Here is a 17,268-nt window from a genome sequence, read left to right on the forward strand (position 1 = left end):
TTGGCAAGGAGGCCATAGCTATTGAAATTGTTAACTTTTGTACTCAATGGTGGCCTTTTTTCGTACATTCACCCTTCGAAACTAACGCCCCCGGCTAAAACCCGGGTACTTTATGAGACCGATAAGCCATCCTCGATTTGTATCCACCAGCGCTACTCACCGTTCTCCTTTTCGTAAGGCCATCAAACATACCTATTTTTATATCCTGCTTTTTTGTTTTGCAACCAATAGTTATGCACAATGGGCCGATTCCATGATCATCGATGTTGCCGAGATCCGTTATCAGAAAACAATATCCAAACAAGCCTTTTTCACTTCCCAGGCCAAACACCAGGTGCCGGATGCCAACATCATAAACCTGCCGTTTAAACAAAATTCGGGCGCCTACCTGCCCCATGACCTGCCCGGCAAATTAATTGAGCAGGATTGTTTTTTACAATTCATATTAAAGAACAGTTCCGATACCGGGATCACGGTTTGTTTTATTCCCGGTACCTATTGCCGGGATATTACCCTTTTTAAAGCGCAGCCTGGTGCGCTGCAAACCAGCTTTGCACGCCTGCCCGACAGCAACACCATCGATGCCCGGTACGCTGGTGTAAGACGGATCGAATTGCAGCCCCATGAACTATCAGTTTATTATTGCCGGTTCAACTTTGTGCGTACCAATGTAAATTCCCTTATTCCCCGCATTATCAGGTACGATTACCTGTATCAATGGAACATGTTGCAACGCGACCGCGACAGCCTGCTCGATGTGTTTTCCTACACGGTATCGGGTGTATTATTGTTCATGATCTTTTATTCGCTGGCCGTTTATATACAAAGCAGGAATAAGGAATTTATCTTTTATGCCTACTATACTTTGCTCACCTGTTCGCTCATGTTCCTTAAGTCGTACCTGAACAACAGCGCATCGGCCTTCAATTATTTTTATGAAGAGTACCTCGACTTTATGATCATGACGGGCAGTGTTGTTACCTACCAGCTCTTCGTACGCAAATTCATAAACAGCAAGGAGAATTATCCGTTACTCGACAGGTTCCTGCATTATTTTTCCCTGTTGCTGGTAGCCTCCAGTATTGTTTTTTCAATGGTGTACTTTTTTACCGACGAGTACATTCTGTTAAATATCATGGAGAACCTGATCAAGCTGTTCTTCTTTTTAACCGGTGTATTCTTTATTGCGTACAGTCTTAAAAAGAAGAATCCCCTGCTCAATTACCTGGCAGCGGGCAATTTCGCCCTGGTATTATTTGCAGTGATCTCCTATATCATTATCATAACGGGCTGGAAGCTGATAGAAAGTAATACCACCTCCATCTTTAACCGGGCCATGTTCTATTATGAACTGGGTTTGGTGCTGGAACTGGGTTTCTTTTTGAGTGGACTGGCCTATAAAAACCGCCGCGATATTATTGAACGGGTAAAAGAACGGGAGCGCCTGAAGCTGGAGAACGAACGGAAAGAATTTGATAAACAAATGGCGGTGATGGCTGCCAAACAGGAAGAACGGAACCGCATTTCGGCCGATATGCACGATGAGCTGGGTTCGGGCGTAACCGCCATCCGCCTCATGAGTGAGATCATGAAGAGCCGGTTAAAGGGCGATGTGGTTCCCGAACTGGAAAAGATCTCCAACTCGGCCAATGAACTGCTGGGCAAGATGAATACCATCATCTGGACCATGAAAAGCAGTAACGATACCCTGGAAAGCCTTATCGCCTACATCAGGGCGCATGCGATAGAATACTTTGATTCAACACCCATTGAATGTAAGGTGCAGTTACCCGCGCTTATACCGCAGGCAGAAGTAAGCGGAGAAAAAAGAAGGAATATCTTTTTGAGTATAAAAGAAGCATTGAACAATGCCCTCAAACATTCGCAGGCCTCGCAAATTCAGATCATCATTGTCACCAATGATAAACGGCTCATCATAAAAGTGGCCGATAATGGCGTAGGCATCGATGCCGATAAACTGCGCCGTTTCGGGAACGGCCTCAGCAATATGCGCCGCCGGATGGAAAGCATTGACGGTTCTTTCAAAATAGAATCGAACAGGAACTGTGTTCTTACCTTTGAGGCGCCGATTTAATACCCCCCACCTCCTAAAGGGGGAGCAAATACCGGTTACCTGATCGCACGATTCACTATGACCTTTATGCTTTCTTATTACCAAGGCCTAAAAACAAAAAGATCCATCCTGCAATAAAGAACACGCCACCTATAGGAGTAATGGCCCCAATGCCGCGTAACCCCACGGTGTTGGTTGCCTGTAATAAAGTAAGGGCGTATAAAGAACCGGAGAACAGTACAATACCGGTAATAAAACAAACGCCGGCATACCTGATATTGCGATGCGGGAATTTTTCGAACAAAATAGCAATGGCCAGTAAAGCGAAGGTATGATAGAACTGGTACCGCACGCCTGTTTCAAAAGTACTGACGGTTTCGGGCGGCACCATTGTCTTTAACCCATGTGCGCCAAAAGCACCCAGGGTTACGGCCAGTGCTCCCAGCACAGCGGCCGTACGCAAAAAACCTTTATGCATGTAAAACGGTTTGTATAAAGTCGTTCATCGAGATGGCATCTTCCTTACTGATAATTACATCGGCCTGCTCATAATACATGCGGCGTTCATTCAATTTACGAATGATGTAATGTTTCAGGTCTTCGTCCCTGATATCTTTCAGCAATGGCCGTTGTACGCGCTCTTTCAGCAGTCGATGCAGCAATACATCAACCTGTGTATTGAGCCATACCACAGTACCATACTTTTTCATGAATTCGATATTATTGAAAAAACAGGGCGTGCCGCCACCGCAGGACAATACCATATTGGTATTTTCATCGACAATTTTCTCCAACACTTCTTTTTCCCTGCTGCGAAAATACTCTTCGCCCGATTCACCGAAGATATCGGGGATGCCTCGCTTTTCTTCTTCCACAATCACTTCGTCGAGGTCATAGAACGGTAAACTCAGCCGTTGCGCAACCTGTTTGCCCCAATGCGTTTTTCCGGAACCCATAAAACCGATCAAGAAAATCCTCATTACCGCGCAAGTTATTTAAAAGCGTTGAAACCGGTAACATCCATACCAGTTATCAGTAAATGTATATCATGTGTGCCTTCGTAAGTAATTACACTTTCAATGTTCATCATATGCCGCATGATGGAGTATTCGCCGGTGATGCCGGCGCCGCCAAGCATTTGCCGCGCCTCGCGGGCAATGGTGGCTGCCACATCGCAACCGTTGCGTTTGGCCATGCTCACCTGTTGCGGCGTGGCTTTCTCTTCATTCATCAAAACGCCCAATCGCCAGTTCAATAACTGCGCCTTGGTGATCTCGGTGACCATTTCGGCCAGTTTTTTCTGCTGCAGCTGAAATGCCCCAATGGGTTTATCGAACTGTTTCCGCTCTTTCGAATAACGCAGGGCGGTATCGTAACAATCCATGGCCGCCCCAACCACGCCCCAGGCTATACCATACCGGGCTTTGGTTAAACAGCTAAGCGGCCCCTTCAACCCTTTTACACCGGGTAAAATATTTTCTTTGGGCACTTTTACATTGTCAAAGACCAGCTCACCGGTTGCAGAAGCCCGCAAACTCCATTTATTATGGGTTAGCGGGGCCGTGAAACCCTTCATTCCCCGTTCCACGATCAACCCGCGGATCTCGCCCTCTTCATCCTTGGCCCATACAATGGCCACCTTTGCGTAAGGAGCATTACTGATCCACATTTTGGCGCCATTCAGGATTACATGATCGCCGGCATCGGTAAAATGAGTGATCATGCTGCCCGGGTCGCTGCCATGGTCGGGTTCGGTAAGCCCAAAACAGCCCAGCCATTCGCCATTGGCCAGCTTGGGCAGGTATTTGCGCCGCTGGTCTTCACTGCCATATTCAAAAATGGGAAACATTACCAGCGAGCCCTGTACCGAAGCGGTAGACCTTACTCCACTGTCACCACGCTCCAGCTCCTGCATCATTAAACCGTAGCTGATATAATCGAGCCCGCCACCCCCGTACTCTACGGGTATGGTTGGTCCAAAGCAACCCAGCTCCCCCATTTGCTGCACTATTTGCTCGGGGAACTCGGCTTTTTGGGCAAACTCTTCAATGATGGGAGAAATCTCTTTTTTTACGTAATTACGAACAGATTCTCTGACAAGTTTCTGTTCGTCGGTCAATAACTCATCCAGTAAAAAGTAATCCGGGCTGGTGAACAAATCGGTTCTGGTACCCATGACTAAACTGATTTTCGATATTAGGCTAAAAGTAAGAAAAACTAATTTGCTAATTCGCTGATTCTAATGAAAAAGGGCTGCCGGTAATTCAAATTGCCTGCTCCCTCCTTTCATCAGGCCATTAAACCATTCGGCCCAACATTTATACTAAAACCATTCCACATGCAACATGCGGCTAAAACGTATGTCTCTTTATAAAACAACCTAAAAAGATCATTTTGGAGCTGACTGCAAACATTATCCGGGATGAACTGGTAGAGGGCTGTAAACGGGGCGATGCCCAGTGTTTCCAGCTTTTGTACCGGAAATATTCCAAAGCCATGTATAACACCAGTTTACGCATAGTAAACAACACAGCCGACGCGGAAGATGTGCTGCAGGAATCGTTTCTGGACGCATTTCGTTCACTACACGATTTTCATTACCGCAGCACTTTCGGGGCCTGGCTGAAAAAGATCGTCATCAACAAATCGATCAACATCCTTCGTAAAAGAAGGCATGACCTTATCGATATGGAAAGCACCGAATTGCAGGACATGACCGAAGATGAACCGGTTGACGAGGCAGCCATGCAATACCGGGTGGATGAAGTAAAAAAAATGATCACCCGGTTACCCGATGGTTACCGTACGGTGCTGAGCCTGTACCTGCTCGAGGGCTATGACCATGAGGAGATATCACAAATACTGAATATCTCTCATAACACGGTTCGTACCCAGTATGTACGCGCCAAACAAAAACTGCTTACTTTAATAAAACAAGGAGTTTGAATATGAGTAAAGGTTTAGAACAATTTATACGTGATAACCGCGACCAGTTTGATACAGATGAACCCGGTGAACAGGTATGGTCGACACTGGAAAAAGAACTGACTGCCAAAAACCAGAACGGGCAACCACAACCTTCAAAGGACCGCAAAACTATAGTGTTCACGATCCTGCGCTGGAGCGCGGCAGCCGCCATACTGATACTCGCCTGCATAGGTATTTACTCCTTATTGGGCAAACGCAATACCACCGGGAACGATGTGGTTAAACAAAATGTCAGGGACACCCCAGCAGTGAATGATCCCATGCTGAAAGCCATTAACCCAGCTTATGCCCGGGAAGTATACCAATTCACCCAGCTCATTGAATTGAAGCAGACCGAACTGAAACAGATGGAAAAAGAGAACCCCCATTTGTATAAAAAGTTTGTTACTGATATCAATAAACTCGATAGCTCCTATAACGCGTTGAAAAGGGAGCTACCGGAAAACCCCAACCGGGAACAATTGCTGGAAGCAATGATTGAGAACCTGAGGCTGCAGACTGAGATCCTCAATCAGCAATTAAGCATTATTAATCAAATCAAAGCATCAAAAAGCACGAATCATGACAGCAACTTTAAAAAAGTATAGCACCCCTTTATTATTTGCCTGTTTGTTAACATCGGCACAGGTACGGGCCGAGGGTCCTGATGTGGAAAAAAAGAAAACCTACACCAAATCCTACACCGTAAGCAACAGCGATAATGTCTCATTCAACAACCAGTTTGGCGAATTGAAAATAAACACCTGGGACAAGAACGAAGTGAAGGTTACGGTAACCATTACCGCGGAGGCCAGCACCGATGAAAAAGCGCAGACCATTCTCGATCACATCAGTATTGAAGATGGCAAAACAAACGAAGGGGTATACTTCAATACAAAATTAGACAAACAGAGAGATAACAATTGGTCGAATGGCGAAAAAACAAGATTTCGCATTGACTATGTGGTAAACATGCCGGCCCGCAATCCGTTGACCGCAAAGAACGACTTTGGCCCCATGGTCATCGATGATTACAGTGGCGAAGTTACGCTCGAAAGCAAATACGGCAGTATGACTACCGGCAAGCTCGGCAACGTTAAAAGAGTGGATATTGAATACGGGAAAGGAACCATTGAAAGTATTAACAATGGCAGCCTGATCATAAAGTATTCAAAAGCATCTATCGGCAACATCGATGGTAATGTAAACGCAGTGATTGAATATAGTACCGTATCAAAACTGGGGGTTGACAATAACGCGAAGGCGCTTACGGTAAAAAACAGTTATTCGAAACTGAATGTTAATGTCAATGCAAACATTTCTGCCAATTTTGACATCAGTACCAGTTATGGTAACCTGCACAACAATACCAATTTCGACATAAAAGAAGAAGGGGCCGATGGTGACCGCTATGGGCCAAGGTTCAACAAAAGATACCAGGGCAAATCGGGCAGCGGGAATATAGCCATGAAAATTAAGTCAGAATATGGGCAGGTAACGTTAACCCATGACTCGAACAGTGACATGAATGACGACGACAACAGGAAGGAAAAGAACAAGAATAAGGATAAAGACAAGGAGAAGGATAAAGAAAAAGACAAGGATAAAAAAACTGCAGTGAGGATCTAAAGCAGCACGCTGATCCTATTGCTCAACTAGCAGTCAGCAGAGTCGAGACTCTCTACAACGGGAAACCTCCCCACTAAAGTCGGGAGGCCCCGTTTTTAACATAAAAAAAAGCTCCCCTCCAGGTTTAGCCTGGAGGGGAGCTTTTTTATAATGAGATATGTAAGTTCGTCAGAACAACCAGTACCAGGTAGCCCACACTTTTGCATCGGCAATACTCACCTGGTCATACGTAATGGAACTGGTTTGAACAAAATAATACCCGCTGGACTGGAACATTTGCTTTCGGGTAAGGTCACCCGGTCCTGTAGCAGGCCATGCCGAACGGATCTGGTATTCATTAAACTTCGATTCACCGGTACTGGTGGTAATGTTCATGGTAACCCAGGACCCCGATTCCACATCGAGTGAGTTATCGAGTGTATCGCGGTAAATGGTAAAGAAGGCATCAACGCCATTGGTATTGGGTTTATACAGCAGGAAGTAGAATTTGGCTGAATCGTTCTTGATCGATTTTAAGTTGTAAGCATCATCTACCCCATTTGAATGGAACCCGTCGAAACAGATCCAGTAATAGTCACTGGCCGCGCCAAACGTCCACCACCGGTTGGCGGCATCTTTTACATCAGGATTAATGGGTGAGCTGAAGCCGCTGATGATGGCCGCAGCCCCATTCACCGTTACATTCATGATCTGCGAACCGGAACTAAAGCTGTTGATACTAAAGCCGGGAATGGAAACAGAACCATTGACTACAGGGTCGGAGAAATAAATACCATTTGCCCAGAAATAATAGCCACGCGTCACCGAATTGGTGCGGGTTCCGCTTATCCAGGATACGGTCACTTTTTTAATAGTGGTATCGAATTGTAATTCGTATTGAGTGCCACTGTAGGTCAACCGCCTGAAATAAAGCAGGAACTTCCAGTAATTTTTAAAATTCACTACTCCATTGGTCACCTGCCCGTTTGCCCAAACAGCACGGTCGCCCTGCGCTGCTTTGCGCAAGCTGAGCTTACTGCCATTGAAACGGCCGGTTAAGCTGATGCTGTCGGTGGTAACGGTATCGACCCGGAACTCAAAATCAGATTTTAACCCCGAACCGTAGGTCCCGTTATTCACGCTGGCATCGGGATCGCTCAGAATGTGGATGTAGGAATACGTATCGAAAATAAGACTGGGTTGCTGCAATGCTTTTAACCGGTAGCTGCTCTCCTTGATAACGGTAGCGGTGGTACTGTCAAAATCACTGTACATCAGTACCCGGTTGCTATCGTTGAAACTAAAATAAAACCGGTAAGAGCCGCCATCGCCGGTGATCAGGTTGGCATTCCAACCATAAGAGGAACCGGTTAAAGCCTTCTGGTACGCTGTCAGGGTTTCATTCAACCGCTCGTCGGGCGATTTATTAAACGCATTGTCATCGTTCTTACGGCACGAAGCAACCAGGGTTATAGCGAGTAAAAAATATAATAGGTTCTTATTCATACCTGTGTCTTTTATGGTGAATGGTCAATGGTGAATGGTCAATTACATGCACCTTTAGCCCATTTCTTATTTCATGACGTTACTTGATCAATGCCTCAATAGAAGCACGCGTGCGGGTTTGTAAACTATAGAAATTTATTCCCCACACGTCTTTATAATAATTTACCACGATGGCTTCTTTCTGGCGCAGTTTGCTTACCGCTGCTGCATTTGATATGCTGCTGATGATGGCTTCATACCCGTTCCTGCCTTCCGACAACATCATGGAGATCATTTCTACAAAGTCTTCATCGGGGCCCGACTGGGCATACGCCGTGATGAATCCTTTTTCATTCGCCTGCTTATCGGTTGTATTGTTCCAGTTAGAGGTATAGTCGCCCACCGAAATGCGTTTCCAATCCTGGGGATACAAAACAGTCTGGTGCAAAATGTGGCCAAACTCGTGCTCGATGGTATGGAACATCATTTTAATATTGATTGAATCGCCGGGCACATAACCGGTCATGCCTTTTACCCTGAAATCGTTCAGCACATACAACACAATACGGCGGCCGCCTTCTGCCGTTCCCAGCGTAATGGTTCCGTCAATATTCCAGTTGGCGCTGCCCACCAGCACAAAGAACTTGGGTACATACTTTTGCATGAATGTTTTTCCGGCTTCCATTACATAATTATCGATCCATACTTTTTTTATGGAGCTCAGCACCGGGATGATCTTTTCTTCTTTGGGCGGGGTAAGTGTTTTATCAAAATCAAGCTCACCCTGGTCCCATTTATATTTGGCCGTTATGTTAAAAGGCTTGGTGAGGGTATCCCTGATCCAGTTGTCGATTGGTGTGGCGGCCCAGGTATCGCCACCCAACCCCGGTATTGTGCTCACATCACCCAGGTCGTCTTCCTTTTTACATGACGCGAATACAGCCAGCGCCAGTATGACAAGGTATATTTTATGTTTGAACATATATCGGTTTGTTATTTGTGTTTTTGGTTTTTGGTTCTTTCTTATTGTTTATCTCGGATTCAAAGGCATACCCGACGATTTAACCGATTCAGGCAACTGGAACACCCGTTGCAATGAGGTTCCCGACAGGGTTAAAGTTTGTCCATCAGTGGTTGTATGGGTAACCCCAATATTATACCGTAACATATCGAACCAGCGCATGCCTTCCTGCACATATTCAGCACGTTTAAAATCGAGCGTTGCATTCAATAAATTCAGCCGCAGATTGGAAGAACCGTAAAAATTCTGCAGCTTGGTGGCGTCGATATTGTGTTGGGAAACATTGTAATTAACAATACGGGTGCTTGCATAGGTGTTAAGGTCCTGCAAGGCGGCTGTGGTATTATTCAGATAGATGTAAGCCTCTGCCCGGTTAAACAATACTTCTTCTGCAGTTAGCAGGGGTACCATTACATACGGATACCCGATATTGGCATTCACCGAAGAGCGCACAAAATATTCATTGATCTTGGGTATTAAATAGTTATTGGTACCGGCCGTGTATACCTGATAGTTGAAAGCCCAATCGCCTCCTGTAACATTACTGCCCAGGATCTCATCGCGTTTGGCTGAATTAAGGCTATAGCGAACGGTATAATAATTACGCGCCCAAAGAGATTGGGTTTCGCACAACAGCAGGTTTGCCGTTTCCGTTGCTTTTTCATAGATCGCAAACATATCGGCCGGCGTCAACGTGCGGTAAGTGGTATTCCAGGGCCGCAACATATTTACTACATTACCTGCAGCAAATACGGCATTGGCATAGGTGACCACTTTGGCAAAATCCTGTTTAAACAAATAGAATCGGGCAGCAAAGGCATTGGCGGCCGCTTTGTTAAAATGATAACGGGGTATTGTGTATTTGGTTTCGTCGATCAATGGCAGGCCCTGGGTAAGGTCCTGTTCTATCATCTGATAAACATAAGCTACCGTTTTACGATCGTATTGTTTGAACACCACTTTTTCCGGCACGGTCACATAAGGAATGCCCATATCGGTACTGGCGGTATTGGGGTTGTATACTTTTGAAAAGAAGGTCACCAGCATAAAATGTGCGTATGCCCTGCATAGTAATGCTTCCCCTTTTTGCGCCTTGTATAACGTTGTATCCGGGGCATTCTTTATTGTTTCCAGTGCCTGGTTGGCTGCTGCAATGGCAGTATAACAGGCATCCCAGTAATACTCCGGTGAGTCCTGATCTATATTTGTTACATCACGGAAAAAATAAGGGTCAATATTGGTTTTGTCCTGCGTACCTGTGCCTTTATCCGTTACATTATCAGAAATGGATTCACAAAAGGCCATATAGTTTGCCTGCGGATAGGCCGTTCCCAGTAATTGTGATACCTGGTCGGGTGTATTCAGCGAAGCCCGGTTATCAGGATTCTTTTCCAGGAACTTTTTACACCCTGTTATGGTGAACAGCAGTGCAAAAGCAGTATATGATAATATTTTTTGCATGTTCGCTTAGTTTCGAGTTACACTTTTCAGATTCAATTGATTTTAGATCCCCAGCTTCACAGTGAGCGTGATCTGCTTTTGAACAGGTTGGGCAACACCACCGGTATTGAAGAACTCGGGGTCCTGACCTTTTAATTTACTATCTGAATAAATCAACCAGGGGTTATTTGCCACTGCCTGTAATGCGAGGCTGTTCACGCCGATCTTTTTGTACATTTTTGCCGGCACCTGCCAGGTAAACGAAACATTCTTTAACCGCACCATATCGCCTCTTGCTACCCGTTCGGTTGAGTAATTGTAGTTTTTATAGGGATTGGTTCCGCCCAGTTGCGATTGCTCAAAAGCACCCAGTATGGAAGGTACATTCGTATATTTTTCATCGCCGGGCATCGTCCACCGGTTATAGAATTCTTTGGGCATGGCATCCAGGTCAGAGTAGTTGTTCTTGAAAGCGGGGTATAACCTGATCTTATTACCGGCCTGGTAAGTGACGAAGATGCTCAGTGTAAAATCTTTATAATTAAAGCTGTTTAACCAGCCGCCGGTGAGTTTGGGATCAACAGGTCCTTCATATACCAGGTAGCTGGTGTTTTGGTCCTGCAGATATACATCGGAGTTTGTTTTACCGGTTGCATCAACAAACGTGGGTTTACCCGTAAAGTGTTCCAACCCTTTAAAATTAAGCGAGAACAAACTATGCACGGGGTATCCTTCTTTATTACCACCTTCTGCTACTACCAGGTCCCAGATGATGGGCTCATTCTTGGCATTGGTGATCTTGTTCTCATTGTAACCGGCTGTTAAATTGGTGCGCCATTTAAAGTTTTTAGTATTTACCAGTACATAGCCTACCAGCAACTCAATACCCTGCGATTCCATATCGGCCACGTTGGCTGCTTTATACGGTTCACCTCCAACGCCCGATGTTTTTACGCGGCTAATGAGGTCGAAGCTGTTGCGATGGTAAATATCAATGCTGAAGTTAAGGCGCTTGTTTAACAGGGTGGCATCCAAACCCAGGTTGGCTGTATATAATTTCTCCCAGGTAAGTTCGCTGTTCTCGAGGTTGGCCAGTTGTATCACCGACTCTCTTTCTGTTAAGTATGTTCTGTTGGTGGTAAGGTTCTTTAATACAATGCTTGAGTTGGTGGCGGGCCCCATGCTGGCGGTTAACCCATAGCTTCCGCGCAGGGTAACGGCATCGACCCAGCCTATATGCTCCATGAATTTCTCCTGTTCCAGATTCCACGAACCGGCCACGCTCCAGGTGGGCAGCCAGCGGGCGCGTGTTGATTTACCCAACCGGTTCGACCCATCGTACCGAACGGTTCCCGTAAGGTTATACCTTGAATTGTAGGTATAAGTACCCGATCCGTAAAAGGCCACAAAGCGGTCATAATCTTTCGACATGCCATAATACGGGAAGTTGAGCTCGATTGTCTGTTTCAGGATGCGGTAATCAATAAAGGGCACGCCTCCATTATCATACTGATATCCATAACCGGTATTCGAGAACTGCTGCCGGTCGGCATATTTTACCTGCTGACCCACCAGCGCGCTGATGGTATGCTTATCGTTGAATGTTTTATTGTAGTTAAGGCTGTTGCGGAAATCATAGTTGAGCAACTGGTCTTCGGTACGGTTATAAAAACCTCCATAAGGCAATACCACCACTGGTTCTGCATCGGGGTCTTCAGGATCGCGGTACAGGAACTTGTTGTTCGAGCGAATGGTAGAGGTTCCGGCCGCCCGGTAGGCATTGGCCATATTCGAGCTTTCGGTGATCTGGTGTTCGCGGCTCGATTTCACAAAGCGCAGGGCGCCTACAAATTCATAGCCCAGCTCGGGCGTGATCTTGTATTTAAGGCTTCCCTGCAAACGCAGGTCAATCACCTTCAGGTCCATGTAATTGTTCTCCAGCTCAGAGAGAATGTTGAACGGAGCGAAGTTGCGGCGGAAATATTCCCGGTTGCCTTTTTCATCGAATGCCGTTAAGGTACGGCTTGAGTTGAGCGCATAGCTGAAAGGATTGATGTCAAAATCACGGTCGAAGCTGCCCTCAACGGGGTTGCTGACACGCGACAGGGCGCCGGGAGCCCGTTGTTGCCGCACCGATCCTACGGTAGTGAAATCGGCCGACAGCTTTTCATTGAATTTATAGTTATTGCGGAAGTTGAGGGTGTAGCGGCTTACTTTATCGGCCACCGTCCATCCGTTATCGCCATAATAGCTGGTAGAAAAATAAGATTGGGAACGGTCGGTTCCGGAAGAAATGCTGAGCGAGTGTTCCTGGATGAAATTATTGCGGAACAACAGATCGAACCAGTCGGTATTGGCCTTTGCATACCGCATTAAAAAAGCCTTTCTTGCGGGCTGCGTATTTTCAAGGGCAAAGGTACCATCGGGGTTCAGGGTGTTCACCAGTTCATACATTTTACCATACACCCCATTATCTGCCCGGTCGAGAATATTGGGGTTGAGGCTGCCTTTACGTTCCAGCTCGGCCAGCACCGACATTTGCTGGGCAGAATTCATGATATTGAAATCGCGATAGGTTGGCTTCAGGTAAGAACTGAAATTACCACTGTAATTTACGTTTGGCTTTCCGGCCCGGCCACGCTTGGTAGTGATCACCACTACCCCGTTCATGGCCCGTGCGCCATAGAGGGCGGCGGCAGAAGCATCTTTCAAGATGTCGAAGCTTTCGATATCGTTGGCGTTTAACCCGGCCACTGCCGAACCCAGCAAGGTTGTGGGGTCGCCGCTCGACAGCTGGTCGTTCGAAATGTTCACAATATCTTCCAGTACCACACCATCTACCACCCATAACGGTTTGTTGTCGCCGTTGATGGAGGTGGCGCCACGCACCCGCACTTTGGGGGCCGAACCAAAGGTGCCCGACACGTTCTGCACCGATACCCCGGCCGCCCGTCCCTCGAGCATGCGGCTGATATCGGTTTGCCCGTTCAGTTTGGCCTCATCCATTTTTACGGTGGCGGCCGCACCGGCAAATTTCTTTTTTTCGATGGTCTGGAAACCGGTTACAATAACTTCCGACAGCGCTTTCCCGCCTTCATTCAACTGCACATCCAAAAACTTTGCGCCGCGGTATATAATGGTTTGCGCCGCCTTTCCGGTATAACTAAACCTTAGACTATCGCCCCGGCGCGCGCTTATAGCAAATTCTCCGTTTGTATTGGTAAAAGTTCCCTTTCCGCTCACCAGGTTCTGAACCGATACCCCTGGCAGTACGCTTCCTTCTTCGGAACCAGTGACCTTACCACGCACCAGCGCGGTATCCTGGAAAAACCGGGTATGTTTTATTGAAGTGGGGATCTCGAATGCGTGGGTGGTTAGCGGCAAACAACCAGCAACAATCAACAACAACAGCAGTCTTTTGCAGGTTGTTGGTACTGCCTTCGCCTCTGGAGCGTTTTTTTTAAAACGCATAGCAATTAGTTTTTGATTAACTGAAGAATAGGTTAACAACAATGGTCCTAAACGTACGTTCAAGTAAGCAGCCAGGCCTGCGCATGGTTGCACGCGCAGGCCCAACGAGCTATCTTATATCTGATTCACTCTCGATTGGAAATAAATACGATTATTCTTTTCATCCGGTTTCCCGGAAAGAATGGTTTCTTTAAGGAAACAGTCTACAGTTTATGAGTTTTGCAGTGTTCTCAGTCTTTAATACCTAAATCCTTTGCCACCTGCTGGTAATTGTTCCAATAACTAGCATCTTTTCGGGCCGGCACACTTCCTGTGATAAGGATGTACCGGTATTGGAAATACTTGTTACCTGCAGAAGTTGTGGTACCGGCATTTACATTCGAAATAAGGTTAATGCTTCCTACTTCAAAATCGGGGTTAATGATCACACCGCCGTCAAAATACGGGATTGGGGAAATATCCGGAGATGTAGGCGTTCCAAAATTAATATACACTTTTATTTCGCCTTTGTCAATAACATCCTTGGTGAGCTTGGGAGCAGAGATAGAAGCCGACCATATAGTATCGCCAGGTTGAGGCACCTGTCTGGTATACGATACATCCTGCCAGGCCGAATAGATCATGTTAGCAACACCAGTATCCCCTTTGGGACCAGTATCACCTTTTTTACAGCTCACATTGGTCGTTGACAGAAAGATCGTGAAAAAAGCCACGCAGGTAACAGAGAGGACCGAGAAAACGTGTTTCATAAAATGTAATTTTGATTATGTAGATGATCACTAAGCCCTATACGTTAAAAAACCCTTAAAGGCTGGGTATTATTGCAATTTAAGGATTTTTACACTCTAACTTCTTTAATATGAAATACTCCAGAAAGCCGGTTGATTTGCGCAAACAGCAATGATTTTCCCCGGCAGGCGCTTCAAACGGCGCCCGGCGCGAACAGTACGACAATGATTACAATAAATATAATGGGAAAAACCGGGATTTCCGGGGCAAAAATAAAGCCCCCGGCGCAACCGGTGAAACCGGAGTCCGGGGGCTTATCAATATTGTTCTTTTCCTTTATTCAGGTGCAGGAATGGCGCGGGTGTAACCTGTGGGAAAAACTCCCTTGCGGTAACCATCATACCTGGCCGTTCATCGATGAACCTTTGCGCATTATCGGCATGAAACGAGCGTTTGTCTATTTCCGTTGCCGATTCGGGCTATTGGTTCAGCATTTTGAACACCACGCGCCGGTTCTTTTCACGGGCTGCGGGGTTATCACTTCCATCGGGGTTGGTTTCCTTCTCAATTGGGCAACATTCACCAAATCCTCTGGGCGATAGCTGCCTGGGCGATACCCCGGCGTTTATAAGGTATTCGGCGCAGGCATTTGCCCGGCCTTTCGACAGGAACTCGTTCGATTTTACCGATCCCAGCCCATCTGTATGCACATCGATCTCCAGCACAACGGTTGGGTTGGCCTTCAGATAGCCGGCAATAAGATCAAGGTATGGGTACGATTCTTTTGCTATTTCTGTTTTCAGCTCAAACACGATCTGGTAGGTAACCTCGGTCTTGTTTTTGAACGGATCGGGCTTTTTGGATAAACATAACTCCTGGGCATAAACGGTATCGCCTTTTGACGGATAGGCCGTCAGCAACCCGCTTTGGTAGTCTTCCTGGTTACCGCTGATCTGCAGGGCCAGTCCGGCATCTGTTTGAATAGTATACCGTCCGCCGGCCTGGGTCTTAATGGTCGCGATCTCATTGCCACGGGGGTCTTTCGCTGTTACGATGGCCCCTTCAAGCGGTTTTTTGCTATCACAGTCGAGCACCACACCCGTAAATACCTGGTGATAATTCTTATGTATGGAGAACAATTCCAAACAACATAATGAGGCGCGATCGCTGCTGATGATCGCATCTTCGAACAATCCTTTTCCCCGGCCTACAAAATAAATATCGTCTTTTTCAGAGTTCACCGGGTAGCCGAGGTTTAGGGCTACCGTCCAGGAACCGTTGAAATTGCCGGTTGTAGAGTACAGGTCGAAACCGCCCATGCCGGTTCGGCCATTGGAGGCAAAAACAAGCGACTGGCTGCCGCCATGGTAAAAAGGCGCCTCTTCATCGCCCGTTGTATTAACGGCGGGTCCCATGTTGGTTATTTGGCCGGGCATCCCTTTGCTATCGAGGGGTGCATACCAGATATCGAAACCGCCAATACCATCTTCGCGGTCACTGGAGAATAACAGGTATTTGCCATCGGGCGTTACCTGGGGCTGCCGTGAGTTGAACGATTGCTCAGTGAGCTTTCCGTCAACAACAACCGGCTCGCTCCATCGTTCGCCATTGCGTTCACTCGTATAAATAGCTGAGATCTTTTTATCACCTTTAACCAGCCAGCTTGTAAAGAACATTCTGGACCCATCGGGGGTAAAAGCTGGTGTACCCAATTGGGCATTTCTGGGCGCGGCTACGTTTATTTTCTCCACTTTTCCGAATCCACCGTCCTGATAGGAAGCACTGTACAGGGCATTGGTATATCCTTCGGCCCGGGTTGAAGTAAATGCCAGGGTATTGTTGTTTACCCAGCTGGCCGCATAATTGGCGCCTTCCTTATTGATGTTATTATTGAGTCTTTCAATTTTAATTCCCGTGGGACCGTTCGACAGCTGCTGCACTATGAATGCACAGTTATCGATTTCCTGTTGCGCCGATTTGGTGTACTGGTCGCCCACGGTGTTCGCCTGCATAAATTTACCCAGTTCCTGCTGCGCAATATTGTAGTTACCATTAGCGCGCAGGCAAATGCCATAATAATAGCGGGCCAGCGGAAAAGTGGTGGAATCTTTCTGCAGCAACAGTTTATACCACTGCTCGGCATGAATGAAATCATTCAGCTTGTAGTAACAATCACCCATACGGTTTAACAGGTTACCATCGAGCCCGCCAAGGTCGTTATGATTGATCAGCGCAGCCCCCTGTTTTTGTACCACATAGGCATTATAGCCCGAATGGGTGGGTGTTTTTCCACTTAAGTACTTTTCAAAGTAGTGAGCGGCTGAATAATAATCGCCTTTGGCATAAAATTGTTCTGCCACCCGTTTAAAATTGGTTGCCTGCGCATGAACCGCAGTGGCAGCCACTCCCAAACCGGCAATTATTATAAGTTGCTTAATCATGTATAATCAATTTGCGAATGTGATAAATTGGT

The 17,268-nt window shown here is 46.5% G+C and carries 13 protein-coding genes; 4 read left to right on the forward strand and 9 right to left on the reverse strand.

All coding sequences use genetic code 11. The features are described from left to right. Window positions 1–112: 112 nt before the first annotated feature. Window positions 113–2,095: a sensor histidine kinase gene (locus tag A3860_RS07580; RefSeq protein WP_081145953.1), complete on the forward strand. Its 1,983-nt coding sequence runs from the start codon at window positions 113–115 to the stop codon at window positions 2,093–2,095. A 64-nt stretch (window positions 2,096–2,159) separates the two neighbouring features. Here the strand turns inward: A3860_RS07580 and A3860_RS07585 are convergent, their stop codons facing one another. Genes A3860_RS07585 through A3860_RS07595 form a run of 3 tightly spaced genes read right to left on the reverse strand, consistent with a single transcriptional unit; the run spans window position 2,160 to window position 4,250 of the window. Beyond that, window positions 2,160–2,552 (reverse strand): DUF423 domain-containing protein, encoded by a 393-nt coding sequence (locus A3860_RS07585; RefSeq protein ID WP_081145954.1) that lies wholly within the window; start codon window positions 2,550–2,552, stop codon window positions 2,160–2,162. Then, entirely contained in the window at window positions 2,545–3,054 is a 510-nt protein-coding gene (locus tag A3860_RS07590; protein WP_081145955.1) for a shikimate kinase, read from the reverse strand. The genes A3860_RS07585 and A3860_RS07590 overlap by 8 nt, the downstream gene beginning before the upstream one ends. An 11-nt stretch (window positions 3,055–3,065) precedes the next feature. Beyond that, window positions 3,066–4,250: an acyl-CoA dehydrogenase family protein gene (locus A3860_RS07595; protein WP_081145956.1), complete on the reverse strand. Its 1,185-nt coding sequence runs from the start codon at window positions 4,248–4,250 to the stop codon at window positions 3,066–3,068. Between the two features lie 218 nt (window positions 4,251–4,468). Here A3860_RS07595 and A3860_RS07600 point away from each other — a divergent pair, with 218 nt between their 5' ends. Genes A3860_RS07600 through A3860_RS07610 form a run of 3 tightly spaced genes read left to right on the forward strand, consistent with a single transcriptional unit; the run spans window position 4,469 to window position 6,670 of the window. Next, the gene (locus A3860_RS07600; protein WP_081145957.1) at window positions 4,469–5,020 is read left to right on the forward strand and encodes an RNA polymerase sigma factor; all 552 of its coding nucleotides are present in this window, start codon (window positions 4,469–4,471) and stop codon (window positions 5,018–5,020) included. 2 nt (window positions 5,021–5,022) lie between these two features. Continuing rightward, on the forward strand, window positions 5,023–5,649 hold the full coding sequence (locus A3860_RS07605) for a hypothetical protein (protein ID WP_081145958.1): 627 nt from the start codon (window positions 5,023–5,025) through the stop codon (window positions 5,647–5,649). Beyond that, window positions 5,624–6,670 (forward strand): DUF4097 family beta strand repeat-containing protein, encoded by a 1,047-nt coding sequence (locus A3860_RS07610; protein WP_081145959.1) that lies wholly within the window; start codon window positions 5,624–5,626, stop codon window positions 6,668–6,670. Before A3860_RS07605 ends, A3860_RS07610 begins: the two co-directional genes overlap by 26 nt. Window positions 6,671–6,838: 168 nt before the next feature. Here the strand turns inward: A3860_RS07610 and A3860_RS07615 are convergent, their stop codons facing one another. The 6 genes from A3860_RS07615 to A3860_RS07640 form a co-directional block, all read right to left on the reverse strand. Continuing rightward, complete coding sequence (locus A3860_RS07615; RefSeq protein WP_081145960.1) at window positions 6,839–8,155, reverse strand: DUF4302 domain-containing protein; 1,317 nt, start codon at window positions 8,153–8,155, stop codon at window positions 6,839–6,841. Window positions 8,156–8,234: 79 nt separating this feature from the next. Continuing rightward, a complete protein-coding gene (locus tag A3860_RS07620; RefSeq protein ID WP_081145961.1) occupies window positions 8,235–9,116 on the reverse strand; it encodes a zinc-binding metallopeptidase in 882 nt (293 codons plus the stop codon). A gap of 48 nt (window positions 9,117–9,164) precedes the next feature. After that, entirely contained in the window at window positions 9,165–10,616 is a 1,452-nt protein-coding gene (locus A3860_RS07625; protein WP_081145962.1) for a RagB/SusD family nutrient uptake outer membrane protein, read from the reverse strand. 42 nt (window positions 10,617–10,658) lie between these two features. Next, complete coding sequence (locus tag A3860_RS07630; protein WP_081145963.1) at window positions 10,659–14,066, reverse strand: SusC/RagA family TonB-linked outer membrane protein; 3,408 nt, start codon at window positions 14,064–14,066, stop codon at window positions 10,659–10,661. Window positions 14,067–14,296: 230 nt separating this feature from the next. Continuing rightward, complete coding sequence (locus A3860_RS07635) at window positions 14,297–14,815, reverse strand: hypothetical protein (RefSeq protein WP_081145964.1); 519 nt, start codon at window positions 14,813–14,815, stop codon at window positions 14,297–14,299. 459 nt (window positions 14,816–15,274) lie between these two features. Then, window positions 15,275–17,236 (reverse strand): OmpA family protein, encoded by a 1,962-nt coding sequence (locus A3860_RS07640; protein ID WP_081145965.1) that lies wholly within the window; start codon window positions 17,234–17,236, stop codon window positions 15,275–15,277. Window positions 17,237–17,268: the final 32 nt, after the last annotated feature.

Source organism: Niastella vici (assembly GCF_002077945.1).
Taxonomy (GTDB): Bacteria; Bacteroidota; Bacteroidia; order Chitinophagales; family Chitinophagaceae; genus Niastella; species Niastella vici.

What these genes read in the sequence shown, in the direction of transcription:
- A3860_RS07580 (WP_081145953.1), top strand. Translation starts at nt 113, where the DNA reads ATGAGACCGATAAGCCATCCTCGATTTGTATCCACCAGCGCTACTCAC.
- A3860_RS07585 (WP_081145954.1), bottom strand. Translation starts at nt 2,552, where the DNA reads ATGCATAAAGGTTTTTTGCGTACGGCCGCTGTGCTGGGAGCACTGGCC.
- A3860_RS07590 (WP_081145955.1), bottom strand. Translation starts at nt 3,054, where the DNA reads ATGAGGATTTTCTTGATCGGTTTTATGGGTTCCGGAAAAACGCATTGG.
- A3860_RS07595 (WP_081145956.1), bottom strand. Translation starts at nt 4,250, where the DNA reads ATGGGTACCAGAACCGATTTGTTCACCAGCCCGGATTACTTTTTACTG.
- A3860_RS07605 (WP_081145958.1), top strand. Translation starts at nt 5,023, where the DNA reads ATGAGTAAAGGTTTAGAACAATTTATACGTGATAACCGCGACCAGTTT.
- A3860_RS07610 (WP_081145959.1), top strand. Translation starts at nt 5,624, where the DNA reads ATGACAGCAACTTTAAAAAAGTATAGCACCCCTTTATTATTTGCCTGT.
- A3860_RS07615 (WP_081145960.1), bottom strand. Translation starts at nt 8,155, where the DNA reads ATGAATAAGAACCTATTATATTTTTTACTCGCTATAACCCTGGTTGCT.
- A3860_RS07620 (WP_081145961.1), bottom strand. Translation starts at nt 9,116, where the DNA reads ATGTTCAAACATAAAATATACCTTGTCATACTGGCGCTGGCTGTATTC.
- A3860_RS07625 (WP_081145962.1), bottom strand. Translation starts at nt 10,616, where the DNA reads ATGCAAAAAATATTATCATATACTGCTTTTGCACTGCTGTTCACCATA.
- A3860_RS07630 (WP_081145963.1), bottom strand. Translation starts at nt 14,066, where the DNA reads ATGCGTTTTAAAAAAAACGCTCCAGAGGCGAAGGCAGTACCAACAACC.
- A3860_RS07635 (WP_081145964.1), bottom strand. Translation starts at nt 14,815, where the DNA reads ATGAAACACGTTTTCTCGGTCCTCTCTGTTACCTGCGTGGCTTTTTTC.
- A3860_RS07640 (WP_081145965.1), bottom strand. Translation starts at nt 17,236, where the DNA reads ATGATTAAGCAACTTATAATAATTGCCGGTTTGGGAGTGGCTGCCACT.